The organism is Aggregatibacter sp. oral taxon 513, from assembly GCF_018128305.1.
In the GTDB taxonomy this organism is placed as follows: domain Bacteria; phylum Pseudomonadota; class Gammaproteobacteria; order Enterobacterales; family Pasteurellaceae; genus Aggregatibacter; species Aggregatibacter segnis_A.
Genome location: NZ_CP072381.1, coordinates 1139032 through 1159003 on the forward strand (window position 1 = coordinate 1139032; position 19972 = coordinate 1159003).

At 43.3% G+C, this 19972-nt stretch carries 15 protein-coding genes, 3 tRNA genes and 3 rRNA genes; 7 read left to right on the top strand and 14 right to left on the bottom strand.

Going from position 1 to position 19972, the window contains the following annotated elements; translation table 11 throughout:
• Nucleotides 1–31: 31 nt before the first annotated feature.
• Entirely contained in the window at nt 32–667 is a 636-nt protein-coding gene (gene nth / locus J5A60_RS05455; protein ID WP_111306457.1) for an endonuclease III, read from the top strand.
• Nucleotides 668–683: 16 nt separating this feature from the next.
• Nucleotides 684–2054, top strand: a complete 1371-nt coding sequence (locus J5A60_RS05460; protein ID WP_212509709.1) for a sodium-dependent transporter — start codon at nt 684–686, stop codon at nt 2052–2054.
• Nucleotides 2055–2111: 57 nt separating this feature from the next.
• On the opposite strand, the gene J5A60_RS05465 is transcribed toward J5A60_RS05460, so the two are convergent.
• The 4 genes from J5A60_RS05465 to J5A60_RS05480 all read right to left on the bottom strand — a co-directional run bounded on the left by J5A60_RS05465 (nt 2112) and on the right by J5A60_RS05480 (nt 6613).
• Nucleotides 2112–4055 carry an ABC transporter ATP-binding protein gene (locus tag J5A60_RS05465; RefSeq protein WP_212509710.1) on the bottom strand — a complete coding sequence of 648 codons (1944 nt, stop codon included), beginning with the start codon at nt 4053–4055 and terminating at the stop codon, nt 2112–2114.
• Nucleotides 4056–4156: 101 nt separating this feature from the next.
• Entirely contained in the window at nt 4157–5509 is a 1353-nt protein-coding gene (locus J5A60_RS05470; RefSeq protein WP_109103856.1) for an anti-phage deoxyguanosine triphosphatase, read from the bottom strand.
• A gap of 1 nt (nt 5510) precedes the next feature.
• Complete coding sequence (locus tag J5A60_RS05475; RefSeq protein ID WP_371817612.1) at nt 5511–6203, bottom strand: CidB/LrgB family autolysis modulator; 693 nt, start codon at nt 6201–6203, stop codon at nt 5511–5513.
• A complete protein-coding gene (locus J5A60_RS05480; RefSeq protein WP_212509712.1) occupies nt 6203–6613 on the bottom strand; it encodes a CidA/LrgA family protein in 411 nt (136 codons plus the stop codon). The genes J5A60_RS05475 and J5A60_RS05480 overlap by 1 nt, the downstream gene beginning before the upstream one ends.
• A gap of 249 nt (nt 6614–6862) precedes the next feature.
• On the opposite strand from J5A60_RS05480, the gene J5A60_RS05485 reads away from it, so the two are divergent.
• The 4 genes from J5A60_RS05485 (at nt 6863) to J5A60_RS05500 (ending at nt 9120) form a co-directional block, all read left to right on the top strand.
• Nucleotides 6863–6948, top strand: a tRNA-Leu gene (locus J5A60_RS05485).
• 113 nt (nt 6949–7061) lie between these two features.
• Nucleotides 7062–7538 carry a thermonuclease family protein gene (locus J5A60_RS05490; protein WP_212509713.1) on the top strand — a complete coding sequence of 159 codons (477 nt, stop codon included), beginning with the start codon at nt 7062–7064 and terminating at the stop codon, nt 7536–7538.
• A 5-nt stretch (nt 7539–7543) separates the two neighbouring features.
• The gene (locus J5A60_RS05495; RefSeq protein ID WP_212509714.1) at nt 7544–8743 is read left to right on the top strand and encodes an aminotransferase class V-fold PLP-dependent enzyme; all 1200 of its coding nucleotides are present in this window, start codon (nt 7544–7546) and stop codon (nt 8741–8743) included.
• Entirely contained in the window at nt 8740–9120 is a 381-nt protein-coding gene (locus J5A60_RS05500) for a SufE family protein (protein WP_048750547.1), read from the top strand. Before J5A60_RS05495 ends, J5A60_RS05500 begins: the two co-directional genes overlap by 4 nt.
• Nucleotides 9121–9158: 38 nt before the next feature.
• Here J5A60_RS05500 and hldE read toward each other — a convergent pair whose 3' ends face one another.
• Complete coding sequence (gene hldE / locus J5A60_RS05505; protein WP_212509715.1) at nt 9159–10589, bottom strand: bifunctional D-glycero-beta-D-manno-heptose-7-phosphate kinase/D-glycero-beta-D-manno-heptose 1-phosphate adenylyltransferase HldE; 1431 nt, start codon at nt 10587–10589, stop codon at nt 9159–9161.
• Nucleotides 10590–10706: 117 nt separating this feature from the next.
• Between hldE and J5A60_RS05510 the strand changes: the two genes are divergently transcribed.
• On the top strand, nt 10707–11642 hold the full coding sequence (locus J5A60_RS05510; protein WP_212509716.1) for a Kdo(2)-lipid IV(A) acyltransferase: 936 nt from the start codon (nt 10707–10709) through the stop codon (nt 11640–11642).
• Nucleotides 11643–11689: 47 nt separating this feature from the next.
• On the opposite strand, the gene J5A60_RS05515 is transcribed toward J5A60_RS05510, so the two are convergent.
• From J5A60_RS05515 to J5A60_RS05555, 9 genes are all read right to left on the bottom strand, one after another.
• On the bottom strand, nt 11690–12253 hold the full coding sequence (locus J5A60_RS05515) for a molecular chaperone (RefSeq protein ID WP_212509717.1): 564 nt from the start codon (nt 12251–12253) through the stop codon (nt 11690–11692).
• On the bottom strand, nt 12253–12864 hold the full coding sequence (locus J5A60_RS05520; protein ID WP_212509718.1) for an NAD(P)H-dependent oxidoreductase: 612 nt from the start codon (nt 12862–12864) through the stop codon (nt 12253–12255). The genes J5A60_RS05515 and J5A60_RS05520 overlap by 1 nt, the downstream gene beginning before the upstream one ends.
• Before the next feature lie 8 nt (nt 12865–12872).
• Nucleotides 12873–13319, bottom strand: coding sequence for an NfeD family protein (locus J5A60_RS05525; RefSeq protein WP_109128716.1), 447 nt, complete (start codon nt 13317–13319; stop codon nt 12873–12875).
• Nucleotides 13320–13335: 16 nt separating this feature from the next.
• The gene (locus tag J5A60_RS05530; RefSeq protein WP_212509719.1) at nt 13336–14262 is read right to left on the bottom strand and encodes an SPFH domain-containing protein; all 927 of its coding nucleotides are present in this window, start codon (nt 14260–14262) and stop codon (nt 13336–13338) included.
• A 181-nt stretch (nt 14263–14443) separates the two neighbouring features.
• Nucleotides 14444–14559, bottom strand: a 5S ribosomal RNA gene (rrf, locus tag J5A60_RS05535).
• 150 nt (nt 14560–14709) lie between these two features.
• Nucleotides 14710–17606: ribosomal RNA gene (locus tag J5A60_RS05540) — 23S ribosomal RNA — on the bottom strand.
• A gap of 307 nt (nt 17607–17913) precedes the next feature.
• A tRNA-Ala gene (locus tag J5A60_RS05545) sits at nt 17914–17989 on the bottom strand.
• A gap of 97 nt (nt 17990–18086) precedes the next feature.
• Nucleotides 18087–18163, bottom strand: a tRNA-Ile gene (locus J5A60_RS05550).
• Nucleotides 18164–18254: 91 nt separating this feature from the next.
• A 16S ribosomal RNA gene (locus tag J5A60_RS05555) occupies nt 18255–19795 on the bottom strand.
• The 16S, 23S and 5S rRNA genes sit together here with 2 tRNA genes alongside, the layout of an rRNA operon.
• Nucleotides 19796–19972: the final 177 nt, after the last annotated feature.

A 19972-nucleotide genomic window follows, 5' to 3' on the forward strand; every position in this document is an offset into this window, starting at 1 on the left:
TTTGCACAAGCAAAAAAGTAGAAGGAAAAGTATGAATAAAGAAAAAAGAATTGAGATTCTAAAACGTCTGCGTGCGGCAAACCCGCACCCAACAACGGAACTGAATTTCAGCTCGCCCTTTGAATTATTAATTGCGGTGATTTTGTCGGCACAAGCCACCGATAAAGGGGTGAATAAAGCGACGGATAAGCTGTTTCCTGTCGCCAATACGCCACAAGCGATTTTGGCTTTAGGCGTAGATGGTTTAAAGGAATACATTAAAACTATCGGCTTATTTAATAGCAAAGCAGAAAATATCATTAAAACCTGCCGTGACTTAATTGAAAAACATAACGGCGAAGTCCCGGAAGATCGCGAAGCGTTAGAAGCACTTGCCGGCGTGGGAAGAAAAACCGCGAATGTCGTGTTAAACACCGCATTTGGACACCCGACTATCGCCGTGGATACCCATATTTTTCGCGTCTGCAATCGTACGGCGTTTGCTCCCGGCAAAGATGTGGTGAAAGTCGAAGAAAAATTGATTAAAGTCGTGCCCGCCGAATTTAAAGTGGATGTCCACCATTGGTTAATCTTGCACGGACGTTACACCTGTGTCGCCCGTAAACCTCGTTGTGGTGCGTGCATGATTGAAGATTTATGTGAATATAAAAATAAAACAGAATATTAAAAATACAGGAAAACTTATGACAACAAAATCAGAAAGACAAACTTGGTCCAGTCGCTTAACTTATGTACTTACCGTTGCCGGTGCAACCGTAGGCTTTGGCGCAACATGGCGCTTTCCTTATTTAGTGGGAGAACACGGCGGTGGTGCCTATGTCATGCTGTTCTGTTTAGCCATGATTTTAATTGGGATCCCGATGATTTTAGTAGAAAACGTCATCGGCCGTCGTTTACGTGTTAACTCCATCGATGCCTTCGGTGACAAGATCCTTGATAAAGGTAAAGGCATTTCAAAATACTGGAAAATCATCGGCTACATGGGCTTATTGGGAGCATTTGGGATCATGGCTTATTACATGGTGCTTGGCGGCTGGGTAATTACCTATATCATCAATCTCATCAGCGGTACTCTCGATATTTCTGTGCCGATCACCAAAGATGTAGCTAAAGATTTCTACGATTTACACATCAGTAACAGTCCGGTTGAAATCATCATTTACACCGCACTTTTCGTATTGGTGAATTACATTATTTTGGCAAAAGGCATTATCGGTGGTATCGAGCGCTCAGTGAAATACTTAATGCCATTGTTGTTTATTTTCTTAATCGGTATGGTCATTCGTAACGTGACCTTACCGGGCGCCATGGAAGGGATTACGTTCTACCTCAAACCGGATTTCTCTAAAATCACCGCGGAATTATTTATTTTTGTATTAGGTCAAGTTTTCTTCGCATTAAGTCTGGGTTTTGGCGTATTAATCACCCTATCCAGTTACTTAAATAAAGAAGAAAATTTAATCCAAACCGCCGTTATCACCGGCTTCAGTAACACCATTATCGCCGTGTTAGCCGGCTTTATGATCTTCCCATCCTTGTTTACCTTCGGTATTGAACCAAATGCAGGCCCAACCTTAGTGTTCCAAAGTTTGCCGATTGTGTTCTCCCATTTATGGGCAGGTAAATTCTTTGCAATTATCTTCTTCGGCTTATTGCTTATCGCCGCTTTAACGACATCTATTACCATTTACGAAGTGATTATCACAGCCCTGCAAGAAAAACTCAGAATGCGTCGTAGCAAAGCCATTATCTTGACCTTGGGCGGTATCTTCCTTTTAGGCAACGTACCGGCAATTCTCGGCGACAATCTGTGGAAAGACGTGACCTTCTTCGGTAAAAGCATTTTCGATGCCTTTGATTTTGTCAGCGGCAATATTCTGTTTATGTTAACCGCACTTGGTTGCGCCCTTTTCGTTGGTTTCGTGCTAAAAGACGAAGCGAAAAAAGAACTCTCTCCGACACCAAATTCTCTCTTTACCAACATTTGGTTTAACTATGTGAAATTTGTCGTGCCGTTTATTATTTTGGTAATTTTTATTAGTAACCTGATTTAACAAAAAAAGTGCGGTAAAAATTCACCGCACTTTTTTATTTCATACCAAACAATTTAACTACTTCCCTTCCGCCAAATTTTTCTTCTCTTCCAATGCTTCCCAACGCATAAATGCCGTTTCCAGTTCGACTTCGGCGTCAGCCAAGGCTTTCAGCTTGGCATCCGTCACATCGTGAGATTGTTGGAAGAAATTCGGGTCACCGATTTCGGTTTGAAGTGCGGTGATTTTTTCTTCTAAATCTTCCAACAGTTGCGGAAGTTGTTCCAGTTCACGCTGTTCTTTGTAAGAAAGTTTGACGGATTTGGGTTTATTGGAAACCGATTTATTTTCCACCGCACTTTCTTCTTTTTTCGGCTCAACTTTTTTCTGTTTCTCTGCATTCTGTTCAGTTTTTTGAGCGAAATAATTGGCTTGTTGCTGTTTGGCATCGAAGAAGCCACCAACGTATTTGTTCAACACGCCTTTGCCTTCAAAGATGTAACATTCCGTTGCAGTGTTGTCGATGAATTGACGGTCGTGGCTGACGATGAGCAATGTGCCTTGGTAATCGGTGAGGATTTCCTCCAAAAGCTCTAAGGTTTCTACGTCCAAGTCGTTAGTCGGTTCATCGAGAATCAATAAATTATTCGGTTTCAATAATAATTTTGCCAATAACAAGCGGTTACGTTCACCACCGGAAAGGGCTTTTACCGGCGTCATGGCGCGTTTCGGTGGGAACAAGAAATCTTGCAAATAGCCCAACACATGGCGTTTGATGCCGTTGACTTCCACGTCCTGCTTGCCATCGGCAACGTTATCCATCACGGATTTTTCCGGATCAAGATCAGCACGGTATTGGTCAAAATAGGCAATCTCCAATTTAGTACCACAACGAATAGAACCGCTTGTGGGTTGAATTTCACCGAGCAGCAATTTGATAAAGGTGGTTTTACCACACCCGTTCGGGCCGACTAAAGCGATTTTGTCGCCGCGTAAAATGGTGGTACTAAAATCGTTAAGTAATTGTTTGCCGTCAATGTCGTAACTGACGTTTTCCATTTCAAACACGATTTTGCCGGAGCGGCTAGACGTGTCTAATTGCAATTTTGCGGTGCCCATCACGTCACGACGTTGGCGACGTTCTTCGCGCATGGCTTTTAACGCGCGCACGCGTCCTTCATTACGGGTGCGACGGGCTTTAATGCCTTGGCGAATCCAAACCTCTTCTTGCGCTAAGCGTTTATCAAACAGCTCATTTTGTAACGCTTCTACCCGCAAGTTTTCTTCTTTCGCGGTAAGGTATAAATCATAGTTGCCGGGGTAAGAAACCAATTTGCCGCGATCTAAATCCACGATGCGGGTCGCCATTTTGCGAATAAAAGAACGGTCATGGGAAATAAACACGATGCTCCCGCCAAATTCCATCAGGAAATTTTCTAGCCATTCGATGGCATCCACGTCCAAGTGGTTAGTCGGCTCATCCAACAACAGTACATCCGGATTACACACCAAGGCACGCGCCAAAGCAGCTTTACGCAACCAACCACCGGATAAATCAGCAAGCTTAGTATTCGGATTTAATTCCAATTTTTGTAACACTTCATTGATTTTATTTTCAAATTGCCAACCGTTAGCGTGTTCCAATTTCGCTTGAATTTGGGCAAGCTGATTTAACGTCTGATCACTGTAATACTGCTCTAGCTGCACGGAAATATGATGGTATTCCTTCAATAAATCCGCCAAATGCTCAATCCCTTCCGCCACATAATCAAACACATTGCCTTCTGCATGGCGCGGCGGATCCTGCTCCAAGCGGGACACGACCAAGTCTTTTTCATACTGCACTTTGCCGTCATCCATAATGACATCTCCGGCAATAATTTTAAGCAACGTAGATTTGCCGGCGCCATTGCGACCGACTAAACACACGCGCTCATTAGGCTCAATATGTAGTTCGGCATGATCCAATAAAGGGGCATCGCTGAAAGAAAGATATCCGTTGGTTAAGCTGATAAGTGCCACAAAAAATCCTTTAAAAATAAAAAAAATAGTAATGAAATGACTTATGCTTCGACAAGCTCAGCAAGCGCCATTTCACATTTATGATAAATAACGACCGCACTTTAAAGTTGCTGATACACTTTCAATGCATACGCATCCGACATGCCGGCAATGTAATCGCAAATCACGCGTTTTTTACCGTTTTCTTCTGCATTCCGCCAACGGTTGGCGGTGTTGGTTGGGAGTAAGCGTTGCGGATCCGAATCAAAAATTTGGAACAGTTCCGTCAAAATACGCTGACCTTTGTATTCTACACGTTGCGTTTCCACATTATTGATCACGTATTTCTGGACAAAATTTTTGAATACTTTTAGCACGCCCACCACTTCCGACGGTAATTCGGCGTTATAACGCAACAGCGGATCGCTAAACTCAGGTTGAATTTTCCAACGCACATTGGTGATGAAATAATTCACTAACGCACCGATAGCGTTTTTGCGTAAGTAATGTTGATCGGAAAACAGTTTTGTACTGATATCTTCAATATGTTGTCGCATCCAATCTGATTGACAGTCTTTCAATGCATTCAAGGCCTCTTGCCATTGCTGCACATTGACCACACCGACGACGACGGCATCTTCCAAATCATGCACGCCATAAGCGATGTCATCCGCTAGCTCCATAATGCTACAGTCGAGGGATTTAAAACGAGTCTTTAAAATCTCTTGCGGATTTGACCGCACTTTTTGGAGTGAACCGAATAACGCACGATCGCTTTCAGAAAGCGGCTCAAGCAACCAGTTAAACATGTCAAGATCGTCACGGAATAATCCTTTCCCGGGCCGCCAGTCAGCGATTTTGACATAACGAGGATCACTGTGTTGGCTTTCAGCGAATTGATCATATTGCGCGGAAGAGACATCCAAAATGGTCGGGTATTTCACAATGCCAAGAATGGTGCGACGGGTTAAATTCATTCCGGCATTGGGCGTGTAAGGTTCAAGCTTGGTGAGCAACCGAAAAGTCTGTGCATTTCCCTCAAAACCGCCATTATTGCGCATCATATAATTGAGTGCGACCTCGCCACCATGCCCAAAAGGCGGATGGCCGATGTCGTGCGCAAAACACAAACTTTCGATTAAATCATTGGTGGGCAACAAAGGGCTAAGTTGCTTTTGCAACTCGCTTTTATCCTGAGACAGTTGTTGTGCCAAGGTAGCAAAGGCTTCAGCAAATTTGAGTTGCGCCACAAGGCTACTGCCGATTTGTGCCACTTCTAAAGAATGGGTTAATCGAGTGCGGTAAAAATCATTTTCGCCCACCGCATGAATTTGCGTTTTTGCTTGTAAACAACGAAAAGCGGCGGAATGAAGAATACGCCCGCGATCACGACGAAACGGCGGACGGTGGTCTTTTTCCCGTGGTTTATCGTCAATAAAACGTTGCTGCCAACGGGGATTAATTTGATTTTTCATGCTATACCAATACGTAGATCAATTTGAAGACAAAAGGTGCCAAAATTGAGCTAATGATACCGCACAATACTAAAGAAATGGAACTGTAACTCCCTGCCTTTGCATTATTTTCCATGCAACTGACCGTACCTAGCGCATGAGAAATCGCCCCAACGGATAAACCGATCGCTTCTTGATTTTTCAACCCGATTTTTTTCAAGAGCAGATAACCAAAAATCGAACCTTGCAAACCGGCAACAACAACCCCAACAGCTGCCACCGAAGGAATCCCACCCAAATTTTCAGATACTGCCATGGCAATCGGTGTAGTAATAGATTTCGGTAAAATGGTCGCCACAATATCTGGTTTCGCCCCGAGAAGTAATGCCAATACGGCGCCGCTAATCATAGATAAAAGAGAGGCGGACACGGTGGTAATCAAAATGATTTGCCAATGACGAGCAATTTGACGAATTTGTTCATATAACGGCACCGCCAATGCAACAATACTCACGCCCAATAAATTATTCAGCGGCGCATTGCCGGCCATATAGGTGTCATAAGGTAGATGAAATGCCAACAAGATAGCCACTAACATTAGCACGGTTAACACAAAGCTATTTAATACCACCGATTTCCAACGTTGATTGATTTTCACCGCCAAAACAAAAGCAAGAATTGTCAATAATGTATAAGCATAAACAAAATAAGACATCATTCCTCCTTCATCCGTTTTTTCATGATTTTATGTTTGAGGTGCGTAAAGGATTTGAGGGAAAACAGATAGTCAGACAGTAAACCGATCACAACCAAGGTCACGCAAGTACTGACAATATTCGGCACTAATAATTCTTTCATTTGATCCATGAGCAAGCCGGAATATTTGACGATTCCCACACTGACCGGCACAAATAATAACGCCATATAACGAATTAAAAGACGGGAGGAAAACATCACCCACTCCACTTTGACGATACGTAATATCAAACAAGTAAACAGTAACAATAATCCCCAAATACTCGATGGAATACCAATAGGAACGTAATAGGCGATAAGTTCGCCCAAATACAACATGAAATACAATACAAGCAACGATCTGACTAAATCAAAAACTTTCCGATACATTATAAAAACTCAACTTTTTTTTAAACTTTAAAATAATTTTACTCCTATTTGGTTAGGAGGGGAATTTTTTATTCAAAACGTGGAGGGAATAAAGCCAGAAAAAGAAAAAAGTGCGGTCAACATTTCACAGATAAAAAATCATCAAATGTGTTGAATTTTATACAGTTAAATAAAATTACAAAGTTTTTACTTGCAACTGAAATACAATCCCTTATAATACCGCTCGTTTTTACGAGACTTATCAGTGTTGCCTGGGTGGCGAAATTGGTAGACGCAGCGGATTCAAAATCCGCCGTTGAATAAACGTGTCGGTTCGAGTCCGACCCTAGGCACCAATGATAAGTTTCAGAAAAATGAAAGCTGCGGTAAAACGCAGCTTTTTTTGTAACTGAATCTTCCCTTCCGCTTAAAATTTACCGAGAAAAACGACCGCACTTTTAATGCGCTAATGATTATGCCACAAGGATTTTTCTGCATTCTACTGTTGCTGCTCTCTTTTACACTTCAGGCAAAAACGCTTACCTGTCGTGTTGTAGGCATCACTGATGGCGACACCTTTAGCTGCCTAACCACAAATAACCAACAGATAAAAGTACGTTTAGCCGAAATTGACGCCCCTGAGCATAACCAACCTTTCGGTAAAAAATCTCGTCAACGACTCGCTTCACTCATTCACCAACAACATGTCAAACTGGCGGTTACAGGAGAAGATCGTTATCATCGCACGTTAGCCACGGTATATAATTCCCAAGGGCAAAATGTCAATTTAATCATGGTGCAGCAAGGCATGGCCTGGGCATATAAACAATATGCGACGACGCCCATTTATACCCAAGCCGAACAAATTGCCCAAAATAAACGCCTTGGTTTATGGCAGGATCGTTCTCCAATTGAACCGCACTTATGGCGTCATTCCAAAAGGTAAGCTATATGAATTTTGAGCCTATGACATTTCGTCAATATTTTCCTTATTTCACGCATAACGATGCGGTGGTGTATTTAGATAACGCCGCAACAGCATTAAAACCACAATGTCTCATTGATGCCACGGTGGATTTTTACCGGTCTGCCGGTTCGGTGCATCGTAGCCAATATGATGAAAAACAGACCGCACTTTATGAACAAGCACGTACCCAAGTAAAACATCTCATTAATGCAGAAGATGAACAAGCCGTCATTTGGACATCGGGCACCACTCAAGCGATTAATACCGTTGCAAATGGCTTATTGCCACATCTAAAGACTGGCGATGAAATTATTATTAGTGAAGCGGATCATCACGCCAATTTCGTTACTTGGCATCAAATTGCCGAAAAAAGCAGGGCAAAACTTCATGTATTACCGATGGATGATAGTTGGTTAATTAACACCGAAACCTTGCTAAAACAATTAAATCCAAACACTAAACTGGTGGCGTTAAATTTTGCATCAAATGTCACCGGTACTCAGCAACCAGTCAAACAACTGATTCAGCATATTCGAGACAAGAGTTCTGCCTTAATTTTGTTAGATGCAGCGCAAGCAATTAGCCACGTTAAAATCGACTTAGCCGAATTGGATGTGGATTTTATTGCTTTTTCCGCCCATAAAATTTACGGGCCAACCGGACTTGGCGTGTTAAGCGGAAAATTATCCTCACTCAATTTGCTACAACCGCTCCAATATGGCGGTAAAATGATCAGCAAAGTCAGCAAAGAGCAAATTACGTTTTCAGGATTGCCTTACCGTTTAGAAGCCGGCACACCCAATATTGCTGCCGTCATTGGTTTTAATGCAGTGTTAGCGTGGCTAAGCCAATGGGATATTGCAGAAATGGAATCCTCCGCTGTACATTTAGCAGAAATCACTCGCCAGCGCTTAAGCCATTATGAAAAATGTAAACTCTTTAATTCGCCACAACCAAGTTCGGTGGTCAGTTTCGTTTTTGAAGACATTAATGCTTCCGATTTAGCCACCTTACTCGCAGAACAACAGATTGCACTACGCGTTGGAGAACATTGTGCCCAGCCTTATTTGGCGCGTTTAGGACAAACGGCTACGTTGCGCTTATCTTTTGCGCCGTACAATGTAGCCACAGAGGTCGAAACCTTCTTTAACGCATTAGATAAAAGTTTAGAGTTATTAAGATGAATATTGAACAACAATTAGTTGAAACAAAACATTGGGAAGATCGCTATCGCTTGATTATTCAAGCAGGAAAAAATCTTCCTGAGCCAAATGAAGAAGAATTGGCAACGATGCAAACCATTCCGGGCTGTGAAGTGCAAGTCTGGTTTAAATTCACCGAAAAAACGGACCGCACTTTTCACTTTCAAGTTTACAGCGAAGCGCGGATTATGAATGGCTTGTTATGGATTTTGTTGCAGCGCATTGAAAATCAAACGGCTGAAGCTTTGCACCAATTTGATCTAACCACTTATTTCAATGAATTAGGCATTGCTCAACGGTTAAGTTCCACTCGATTAAATGGTTTAAAGCATATTGAAGAAATTTTGCATCACTTATAAACAAAAAAGCGCGGTTTACCCGCGCTTTTTTATTGGCTTTATTTTTCCAAATGCTTAATTTTCTTGATCACGTTCGATGTGGAAAAACCATTCTCAAAATTCAGTACTTTCACATCGCCACCGTTTGCCCAGACTTCTTTACTACCGGCAATGTCTTCCGGTTTATAGTCGCCGCCTTTCACCAATAAATCAGGCAAGACTTCACCAATTAAACGTTGCGGCGTATCTTCATCAAAGGCAACCAGCCAATCCACAGAAGAAAGACCGGCAAGCACCGCCATTCTCGAGGCCAAATGATTAATCGGTCGTTCTTCCCCTTTTAAGCGTTTTACCGATTCATCCGTATTCACAGCAACAATTAAACGATCACCTAGCTTACGGGCATTTCCTAAGTAAGACACGTGACCAGGATGCAAAATATCAAAACACCCATTTGTCATCACGATTTTCTCGCCACGATCTTTTGCCAATTTAACCGCTTGTTTCAATTCATCTTCGGTCATCACACCAAAACCGGTGATAGTTCGTCCATGAATCGCATTTTCCAACTCGACAGTTGAAACGGTTGATGTGCCCAATTTACCCACCACAATACCGGCGGCCACATTGGATAAATAACAGGCCTCTTCAAAACTACGGCCATCCGCTAACGCGATTGCAAGCACACTGATCACCGTATCGCCTGCCCCTGTCACATCAAAGACTTCTTTTGCCTCTGTCGGCAAATGGAATACCGGTTGATTTGGACGCAATAAGGTCATGCCTTTTTCAGAACGTGTCACCAAAAGTGCGGTGAGATTGATGTCTGAAATGAGTTTCAGCCCCTTGTCGATAATCTCTTGTTCGGAATGACATTTCCCCACGACCGCTTCAAATTCCGACATATTCGGTGTTAACAAAGTGGCTCCACGATAACGTTCAAAATCAGTCCCTTTCGGATCGATCAACACCGGCACATTGGCATTGCGCGCAATTTGAATCATTTTTTGTACATCATTTAAGGTACCTTTGCCGTAATCCGAAAGCACTAAAGCGCCGTAATTTTTGATCGCACTTTCTAATTTTTGTAATAAATTTTCGCTTGTCACATTTTGAAAGCCTTCTTCAAAATCAAGACGTAAAAGCTGTTGATGACGGGATAAAATACGTAACTTGGTAATCGTTGGATGGGTAGATAATTGGACAAAGTTACAATCGATTTTTTGTTGTTGTAATAATGCGGTTAATGCAACACCCGCCTCATCCTGACCGGTCAAACCAAGCAACTGTACCGGCACATTTAATGACGCAATGTTCATCGCCACGTTTGCTGCACCGCCCGCACGCTCTTCATTTTTCTGAACGCGTACCACCGGCACCGGCGCTTCCGGCGAAATTCGATTGGTCGCACCAAACCAATAGCGATCCAACATCACATCGCCTAATACCAAAACTTTTGCCTGATTAAATTGTGCAGAATATTGACCCATTTGATTTTCTCTTAACTTATTGAAATAAAAAATTTTGCTAATATTACCACAGGGGAAATGCTATTTCCTAAAAATTCCGTTAAACTAAAAACCAATTGAAGTCACCCTGTAATCCTTATGGCAAAATCAGTTCTTCCGACATTTAAAATTGAATTTCTCCATCCAAAACACTGGGGCTTTTGGCTCGCTCTCGGTATTTTCCGCTTAATTTTACTTCTGCCTTACCCTATTTTATGCAAAATTGGCAATGGATTAGGTTGGCTGTTTGCTAAAACCGGTGTGGGCAAAAGACGCGCTAAGATCGCGAAACGTAATCTGGAACTTTGCTTTCCTGACTGGTCTGAACAACAAATTCATCAGATTTTACACGCCAATTTACGCTCTACTGGTATGGCGATTATTGAAACCGGCATGGCGTGGTTTTGGTCTGATCACCGTATAAAAAAATGGTCAAAAATTGAAGGACTTAGTTATTTACAAAACAATTTGGCCGATGGCATCATTTTCGTCGGCGTACATTTCTTAACGCTTGAATTGGGCGCTCGTATTGTTGGCATTCATCAACCGGGGATTGGGGTTTATCGCCCTAACGATAATCCATTGTTTGATTGGGTTCAAACACAAGGGAGATTACGCTCCAATAAAGCGATGCTGGATCGTAAAGATCTTCGTGGCATGATTAAGGCAATAAAAAACGGCGATATTATTTGGTATGCACCTGACCACGACTATGGTCGAAAAAATGCCGTTTTCGTGCCGTTCTTTGCGGTTCCTCACGCTGCAACAACAACCGGTAGTTATTACTTATTAAAGTCTTCTCCAAACAGTAAAGTGATTCCTTTCGCGCCGCTTAGAAACGCAGATAATTCCGGCTATACGGTCACTATCTCTCCGCCGGTCGATTTTTCTGATCTACATGATGAAACTGAAATTGCGGCAAGAATGAACCAAGTGATTGAAACAGAAATTATGAAAGGCATTGAACAGTATATGTGGCTCCATCGCCGCTTTAAAACACAACCGAATGAAGACAATCATTTATATAAAGACTAGATACAAAAAAAGTGAGCCGCAAGCTCACCTTTATTTTGAATGATTTTTTATAATGCTTCTGAATCTAACTCATCAGCCATCGCAGAGAGAATTTCACGCGTTAAATAAGCCAAAGAACGATAAAACGGCAGTGTAGCCTGTGTTTCAACTTTCACTAAAAACTTAGCTGCACAAGGCAGAAGAAAACGTTCAAATAATTCCTGTTGAGTGCTTAAAGAATCCGCATTATCTTCCAACCAAGATGCGGTTAACAATAACATGGCAAAATGATCGATATCCTCGGCTTCAGGCAAACCACGAACTTGACGAAAAGCATGAAACTCTTCAATAGAAATGTCATACGCAGAAATTTCCGTTGCAACATTTCCGGATTCACCAAAAAGCTTTTGGTATTCTTTATCTAACAAGGTTAAATCAATTGCCATTTGTAATGAATCTAACGCCTTTTGGCTGTCATTATCTTCGTTTAATGCCCAAACTTGAGATAAATTACCTTGATTTAGCCAAGCAAATACACCGGATAAAATAGGTTCTGTCGGCTGGCGATAAAATAAATTACCAAATAATCGACTAATCAAAGAAAAGTTATTTAATTGTAGGTTCTCTTGCATTATGCCTTATCCTCTTTCGCTAAAAGTGCGGTCAGATTTTCTTGCGTTTTTTGTGTCGCACGATTAAAAATATTCAAATAACCTGCTTCATTTAATAAATGTATATCGCCAAAAATATCATGCTGAATATCCGTAATACCACAGAAATTAAATAAACCATCAACCAAACAGGTTTGCAACGCTTTATCAAAATTCAGACTTTGGTAACGCTCAAGATTATTTCCCATGGTGATAAAATGCTGCATTTTCTTATTGCTCAATAAACCTACCGAACAACCATTTTCAGTTTGATAGGCAAAGCCATAACTCAACACGCGATCCAAATAGCCTTTCAAAATTGCTGGAAATCCCATCCACCAAAGAGGATAGACCAACGTAATCAAATCAGCTTGTTTTATCAGACTTTGTTCAAATTTCACTTCTGCCGGTACAATACCAGCCTGACAAGCACCTAATTCATCCCAAGATAAAATGGGATTAAAATTTAACGTATAAAGATCTCGCACAATCGTTTCTACATTCATTTCATGCGATGCCTGAACAATACATTCTACTAAAGCTCGATTAAAACTTTGTTGGTTAGGGTGAGCAAAAATAATTAAATGCTTCATTAATATCCTTAAATCTTGTTAACTTTTAATGTAATGCTATCCACAGCGGTTACTTCAACAATGTCATTGACAGCTAAATCACATCCTTGTATTCGCCAAGTAGTATCGCCAAAAGCGCCTCTACCAATACCATTTTCACCAATTTCCAAAACTTTGCCCTGCGCCCCTATCATTGCATGATCCCGTTGGTTAAGAACACTTTTTGATTGATCGATTTGATCTTTAGCGTGTTGATAACGCCACCAGATAATACTGAAAATACTGGCAATAACGGCGTACATTACCGCAAGAAAAGAAAGAGGTAGCGTAGGAATCAATTTTGTAATAACTGCAATCACAATGGCAGATAATCCCCACCATAAAAGAAAAACACCAGGCACTAAAATTTCAGCAATAAGCAAGACAAAACCAAGAATAAGCCAATGCCAAACACCCCAGTCTGTTAACCATTCCATACCAACCTCTACTTTATTAATTTGTTCTTTTATCGGATTTTAATAGCTCAGAGATTCCTGCAATTGAACCGATTAAATTACCCGCTTCTAAAGGCATTAAAACAACCTTACTGTTATCCGAACCACCAATTTCTTTTAAAGCCTCAGTATATTTTTGTGCAATAAAGTAATTAATTGCTTTAGTATCACCATTAGCAATAGCATCAGATACCATTTGAGTCGCTTTTGCTTCTGCTTCAGCTGCACGTTCACGGGCTTCAGCCTGTAAGAATGCCTCTTGTCTTTCCCCTTCGGCTTTCAGAATGCGCGATTGTTTTTCCCCTTCTGCTCGTAAAATCTCAGCTTGACGCACCCCTTCTGCTTCCAAAATATCTGCACGTTTATTACGTTCTGCTTTCATTTGTGCATTCATCGCTGCAATAAGTTCATGTGGAGGACGAACATCGCGGATTTCAATACGGGTGACTTTGATTCCCCAAGGATTTGTGGCTTCATCCACAATAGACAGTAATCGGCTATTAATAGAATCGCGCTGAGATAACATTTCATCCAATTCCATAGAACCTAATACAGTACGAATATTTGTCATAGTAAGGTTGATGATAGCTTGCTCTAAATGATTTACTTCATAAGCAGCATTACGTGCATCAATAACTTGAACGAAACATACCGCATCAATAGCTACGTTGGCATTATCTTTTGAAATAACTTCTTGTGATGGAATATCTAAAACCTGTTCCATCATATTAATTTTACGACCTACACGATCAACGAATGGAACAACAAAATTCAAACCAGGCATTAAAGTACGGGTATAACGACCAAAACGTTCAATAGTCCAGTTATAGCCCTGAGGAACAGTCTTAAGCGTAGAATAAAGCAATACGCCAACAAGCACGACAAAAACAATAGCGGCAATTGGTAAGCCATCTAAAAAATACATAATTTTCTCCTTAAAACATCAACAGTTACCCTTTAAAGAATAACAATTAGCACAAAATTTGTATATAACAATTCAGGTAGGTTTTATTGTCTGCAGTTGTACAATCTTCTTCTGTTTATTATTATCTTCCCACCAGAAAAGCAAAAACCCCCGATGCACTCACATCAGGGGTTCGTATCAGGCTTGGCGGTGACCTACTCTCACATGGGGATGCCCCACACTACCATCGGCATTACGGCGTTTCACTTCTGAGTTCGGTATGGAATCAGGTGGACCCACCGCACTATCGCCGCCAATATTCTTTATGATTTCTATCTCTTCTTATTCGCGTCTTCTTAATCTAAAAACAAGCCTTCTCTCAACTCTCTCTTCTACGTCCATTCTCTTAACTGTTATCCTTCCAACTCGCTCATGTCCAGGGTAACCCCAAAAACACTTGAGCGTTGTATGGCTAAGCCTCTCGGGCAATTAGTATGCGTTAGCTCAATGTATCACTACACTTACACACCGCACCTATCTACGTCTTAGTCTTAAACAACCCTTACTGTCTTAAAGACAGGGAGAACTCATCTCTTGGCAAGTTTCGTGCTTAGATGCTTTCAGCACTTATCTCTTCCGCATGTAGCTACCCAGCAATGCCTCTGGCGAGACAACTGGAACACCAGTGATGCGTCCACTCCGGTCCTCTCGTACTAGGAGCAGCCCCAATCAATTCTCCAACGCCCACGGCAGATAGGGACCGAACTGTCTCACGACGTTCTAAACCCAGCTCGCGTACCACTTTAAATGGCGAACAGCCATACCCTTGGGACCTACTTCAGCCCCAGGATGTGATGAGCCGACATCGAGGTGCCAAACACCGCCGTCGATATGAACTCTTGGGCGGTATCAGCCTGTTATCCCCGGAGTACCTTTTATCCGTTGAGCGATGGCCCTTCCATGCAGAACCACCGGATCACTATGACCTACTTTCGTACCTGCTCGACTTGTCTGTCTCGCAGTTAAGCTTGCTTATACCATTGCACTAACCTCACGATGTCCGACCGTGATTAGCAAACCTTCGTGCTCCTCCGTTACTCTTTGGGAGGAGACCGCCCCAGTCAAACTACCCACCAGACACTGTCCGAGACCACGTTTCGTAATCTTCGTTAGAACATCAAACGTTAAAGGGTGGTATTTCAAGGACGACTCCATAATCACTGGCGTGACTACTTCAAAGTCTCCCACCTATCCTACACATCAAAATTCAATGTTCAGTGTCAAGCTATAGTAAAGGTTCACGGGGTCTTTCCGTCTAGCCGCGGGTACACCGCATCTTCACGGCGATTTCAATTTCACTGAGTCTCGGGTGGAGACAGCCTGGCCATCATTATGCCATTCGTGCAGGTCGGAACTTACCCGACAAGGAATTTCGCTACCTTAGGACCGTTATAGTTACGGCCGCCGTTTACTGGGGCTTCGATCAGGAGCTTCTCTTTCGATTACACCATCAATTAACCTTCCAGCACCGGGCAGGCATCACACCCTATACGTCCACTTTCGTGTTTGCAGAGTGCTGTGTTTTTAATAAACAGTTGCAGCCAGCTGGTATCTTCGACCGGTTCAACCTTCGCCCGCGAGGGACTACAATCTACGCCGGCGCACCTTCTCCCGAAGTTACGGTGCTATTTTGCCTAGTTCCTTCACCCGAGTTCTCTCAAGCGCCTGAGTATTCTCTACCTGACCACCTGTGTCGGTTTTCAGTACGGTTTAGTAAAGCCTTTCGCTTAGTGGCTTTTCCTGGAAGTGTGGTATCAGTTACTTCAGCTCCGTAGAGCCTCGTCATCATCTCTCAGTGTTAAGGAAGTCCGGATTTGCCTAAACTCCCCACCTACCAACTTAAACGTGCATATCCAACAGCACGCTAACCTAACCTGCTCCGTCCCCACATCGCAGCTTTACCAAGTACGGGAATATTAACCCGTTTCCCATCGACTACGCTTTTCAGCCTCGCCTTAGGGGCCGACTCACCCTGCCCCGATTAACGTTGGACAGGAACCCTTGGTCTTCCGGCGAACGGGTTTTTCACCCGTTTTATCGTTACTTATGTCAGCATTCGCACTTGTGATACGTCCAACAGCCCTCTCGAACCATCTTCATCCGCTTACACAACGCTCCCCTACCCAACAGACTTACGTCTGATGCCGCAGCTTCGGTGCTATATTTGAGCCCCGTTACATCTTCCGCGCAGGCCGACTCGACTAGTGAGCTATTACGCTTTCTTTAAATGATGGCTGCTTCTAAGCCAACATCCTAGCTGTCTAAGCCTTCCCACTTCGTTTCCCACTTAATATAGACTTTGGGACCTTAGCTGGCGGTCTGGGTTGTTTCCCTCTCCACGACGGACGTTAGCACCCGCCGTGTGTCTCCTGAGTATCACTCTTTGGTATTCGTAGTTTGCATCGGGTTGGTAATCCGGGATGGACCCCTAGCCGAAACAGTGCTCTACCCCCAAAGGTGTCCGCTCAAGGCTCTACCTAAATAGATTTCGGGGAGAACCAGCTATCTCCCGGTTTGATTGGCCTTTCACCCCCAGCCACAAGTCATCCGCTAATTTTTCAACATTAGTCGGTTCGGTCCTCCAGTTAGTGTTACCCAACCTTCAACCTGCCCATGGCTAGATCACCGGGTTTCGGGTCTATACCTTGCAACTAGCCGCCCAGTTAAGACTCGGTTTCCCTTCGGCTCCCCTATTCGGTTAACCTCGCTACAAAATATAAGTCGCTGACCCATTATACAAAAGGTACGCAGTCACCCTTTCGGGCTCCCACTGCTTGTACGTACAAGGTTTCAGGTTCTATTTCACTCCCCTCACCGGGGTTCTTTTCGCCTTTCCTTCACAGTACTGGTTCACTATCGGTCAATCAGGAGTATTTAGCCTTGGAGGATGGTCCCCCCATCTTCAAACAGGATATCACGTGTCCCGCCCTACTTGTCGTTAGCTCAGTACCACAAAAGTATTTTCGAGTACGGGATTATCACCCTCTACGATTCGGCTTCCCAGCCAATTCCTCTAATACTTCCGCTATCACTAACAGGCTCCTTCGCTTTCGCTCGCCGCTACTCACAAAATCTCGGTTGATTTCTTTTCCTCGGGGTACTTAGATGTTTCAGTTCTCCCGGTTCGCCTCATTATCCTATGGATTCAGATAATGATAGTAGGTTCTTCACCCACTGGGTTTCCCCATTCGGACATCTTGGATTAAACGCCTCTTATCGACTCATCCAAGCTTTTCGCAGATTAGCACGTCCTTCTTCGCCTCTGATTGCCAAGGCATCCACCTTGTACGCTTTGTCACTTAACCATACAACCTCAAGTATTCTTACCTTATTATTTAAATAATATTAAACAACAACTTTCAAACACTTCAGCTACGATTAATAACAGTTAATTAAGAGCAATCGCCTTTTATCAATCACTCTCACTCAGACTTTCTTGAAAGTCTCGTTTTCAGCTTGTTTCCAGATTTTTAAAGAACAGATAAAACAATGTAAGTTAACTTACTTACCATCATCATAGTTAAATTCATTTTAACTAACACAACACAATATTTAATACCATCAAATAAAATGATAAAAAATATACTTCAATAAACTTAACTATGACGATATTGGTGGAGATAAGCGGGATCGAACCGCTGACCTCCTGCGTGCAAGGCAGGCGCTCTCCCAGCTGAGCTATATCCCCAATCACATCCCTTGGCTTTCACTCACACATAGTGGCTTGATATGTTTAAAATTAGTTAATGTAATAAAAACTAATCTACCAAACTCACCAGTCTAAGTGGTGGGTCTGAGTGGACTTGAACCACCGACCTCACCCTTATCAGGGGTGCGCTCTAACCACCTGAGCTACAGACCCAATAGGATTTTGTCTTCGATATTGTTGTTCTTTCCTTGTCTACAACCATCAAACAAACTGTGTGAACACTTAAAGTCGAGTCTATCTTTGGTAAGGAGGTGATCCAACCGCAGGTTCCCCTACGGTTACCTTGTTACGACTTCACCCCAGTCATGAATCATACCGTGGTAAACGCCCCCCCGAAGGTTAAGCTATCTACTTCTGGTACAACCCACTCCCATGGTGTGACGGGCGGTGTGTACAAGGCCCGGGAACGTTATTCACCGCGACATTCTGATTCGCGATTACTAGCGATTCCGACTTCATGGAGTCGAGTTGCAGACTCCAATCCGGACTTAGACGTACTTTGTGAGATTCACTCCACCTCGCGGCTTCGTCGCCCTCTGTATACGCCATTGTAGCACGTGTGTAGCCCTACTCGTAAGGGCCATGATGACTTGACGTCATCCCCACCTTCCTCCGGTTTATCACCGGCAGTCTCCTTTGAGTTCCCGACCAAATCGCTGGCAACAAAGGATAAGGGTTGCGCTCGTTGCGGGACTTAACCCAACATTTCACAACACGAGCTGACGACAGCCATGCAGCACCTGTCTCATGGTTCCCGAAGGCACTCTCATATCTCTACAAGATTCCATGGATGTCAAGAGTAGGTAAGGTTCTTCGCGTTGCATCGAATTAAACCACATGCTCCACCGCTTGTGCGGGCCCCCGTCAATTCATTTGAGTTTTAACCTTGCGGCCGTACTCCCCAGGCGGTCGATTTATCACGTTAGCTTCGGGCACCAAGCTTAAAGCCCAATCCCCAAATCGACAGCGTTTACAGCGTGGACTACCAGGGTATCTAATCCTGTTTGCTCCCCACGCTTTCGCACATGAGCGTCAGTACATTCCCAAGGGGCTGCCTTCGCCTTCGGTATTCCTCCACATCTCTACGCATTTCACCGCTACACGTGGAATTCTACCCCTCCCTAAAGTACTCTAGACTCCCAGTCTGAAATGCAATTCCCAGGTTAAGCCCGGGGATTTCACACCTCACTTAAAAGTCCGCCTGCGTGCCCTTTACGCCCAGTTATTCCGATTAACGCTCGCACCCTCCGTATTACCGCGGCTGCTGGCACGGAGTTAGCCGGTGCTTCTTCTGTATTTAACGTCAATTTGTCGTGCTATTAACACAACAACCTTCCTCAATACCGAAAGAACTTTACAACCCGAAGGCCTTCTTCATTCACGCGGCATGGCTGCGTCAGGGTTGCCCCCATTGCGCAATATTCCCCACTGCTGCCTCCCGTAGGAGTCCGGGCCGTGTCTCAGTCCCGGTGTGGCTGGTCATCCTCTCAGACCAGCTAGAGATCGTCGGCTTGGTAGGCTATTACCCCACCAACTACCTAATCCCACTTGGGCTCATCCTATGGCATGCGGCCTTGCGGTCCCGCACTTTCGTCTCTCGACTCTACGCGGTATTAGCGACAGTTTCCCGTCGTTATCCCCCTCCATAAGCCAGATTCCCAAGCATTACTCACCCGTCCGCCACTCGTCAGCAAGAAAGCAAGCTTTCTCCTGTTACCGTTCGACTTGCATGTGTTAAGCCTGCCGCCAGCGTTCAATCTGAGCCATGATCAAACTCTTCAGTTCAAAAAGTTTAATCGCTCAATACTGCTAGCCAAGTAATCTATCTATAAATAAATAAACGTTTTTCGTAGCACTATTCAGTTCAATTTTAAAATCTTTAATGATAAAAACGAATCTTCAAGTGCCCACACAGTTTGTCTGATTGATTGTTAAAGAACAAAAAATTCTGAGAAGCCTCAG

Excerpts from the sequence above, each read along its gene's own strand:
- J5A60_RS05500 (WP_048750547.1), top strand. The coding sequence starts at position 8,740 with ATGAATATTGAACAACAATTAGTTGAAACAAAACATTGGGAAGATCGC.
- J5A60_RS05470 (WP_109103856.1), bottom strand. The coding sequence starts at position 5,509 with ATGAAAAATCAAATTAATCCCCGTTGGCAGCAACGTTTTATTGACGAT.
- J5A60_RS05510 (WP_212509716.1), top strand. The coding sequence starts at position 10,707 with ATGGCAAAATCAGTTCTTCCGACATTTAAAATTGAATTTCTCCATCCA.
- nth (WP_111306457.1), top strand. The coding sequence starts at position 32 with ATGAATAAAGAAAAAAGAATTGAGATTCTAAAACGTCTGCGTGCGGCA.
- J5A60_RS05480 (WP_212509712.1), bottom strand. The coding sequence starts at position 6,613 with ATGTATCGGAAAGTTTTTGATTTAGTCAGATCGTTGCTTGTATTGTAT.
- J5A60_RS05460 (WP_212509709.1), top strand. The coding sequence starts at position 684 with ATGACAACAAAATCAGAAAGACAAACTTGGTCCAGTCGCTTAACTTAT.
- J5A60_RS05475 (WP_371817612.1), bottom strand. The coding sequence starts at position 6,203 with ATGTCTTATTTTGTTTATGCTTATACATTATTGACAATTCTTGCTTTT.
- J5A60_RS05530 (WP_212509719.1), bottom strand. The coding sequence starts at position 14,262 with ATGTATTTTTTAGATGGCTTACCAATTGCCGCTATTGTTTTTGTCGTG.
- J5A60_RS05490 (WP_212509713.1), top strand. The coding sequence starts at position 7,062 with ATGATTATGCCACAAGGATTTTTCTGCATTCTACTGTTGCTGCTCTCT.
- J5A60_RS05525 (WP_109128716.1), bottom strand. The coding sequence starts at position 13,319 with ATGGAATGGTTAACAGACTGGGGTGTTTGGCATTGGCTTATTCTTGGT.
- J5A60_RS05515 (WP_212509717.1), bottom strand. The coding sequence starts at position 12,253 with ATGCAAGAGAACCTACAATTAAATAACTTTTCTTTGATTAGTCGATTA.
- J5A60_RS05520 (WP_212509718.1), bottom strand. The coding sequence starts at position 12,864 with ATGAAGCATTTAATTATTTTTGCTCACCCTAACCAACAAAGTTTTAAT.
- hldE (WP_212509715.1), bottom strand. The coding sequence starts at position 10,589 with ATGGGTCAATATTCTGCACAATTTAATCAGGCAAAAGTTTTGGTATTA.
- J5A60_RS05495 (WP_212509714.1), top strand. The coding sequence starts at position 7,544 with ATGAATTTTGAGCCTATGACATTTCGTCAATATTTTCCTTATTTCACG.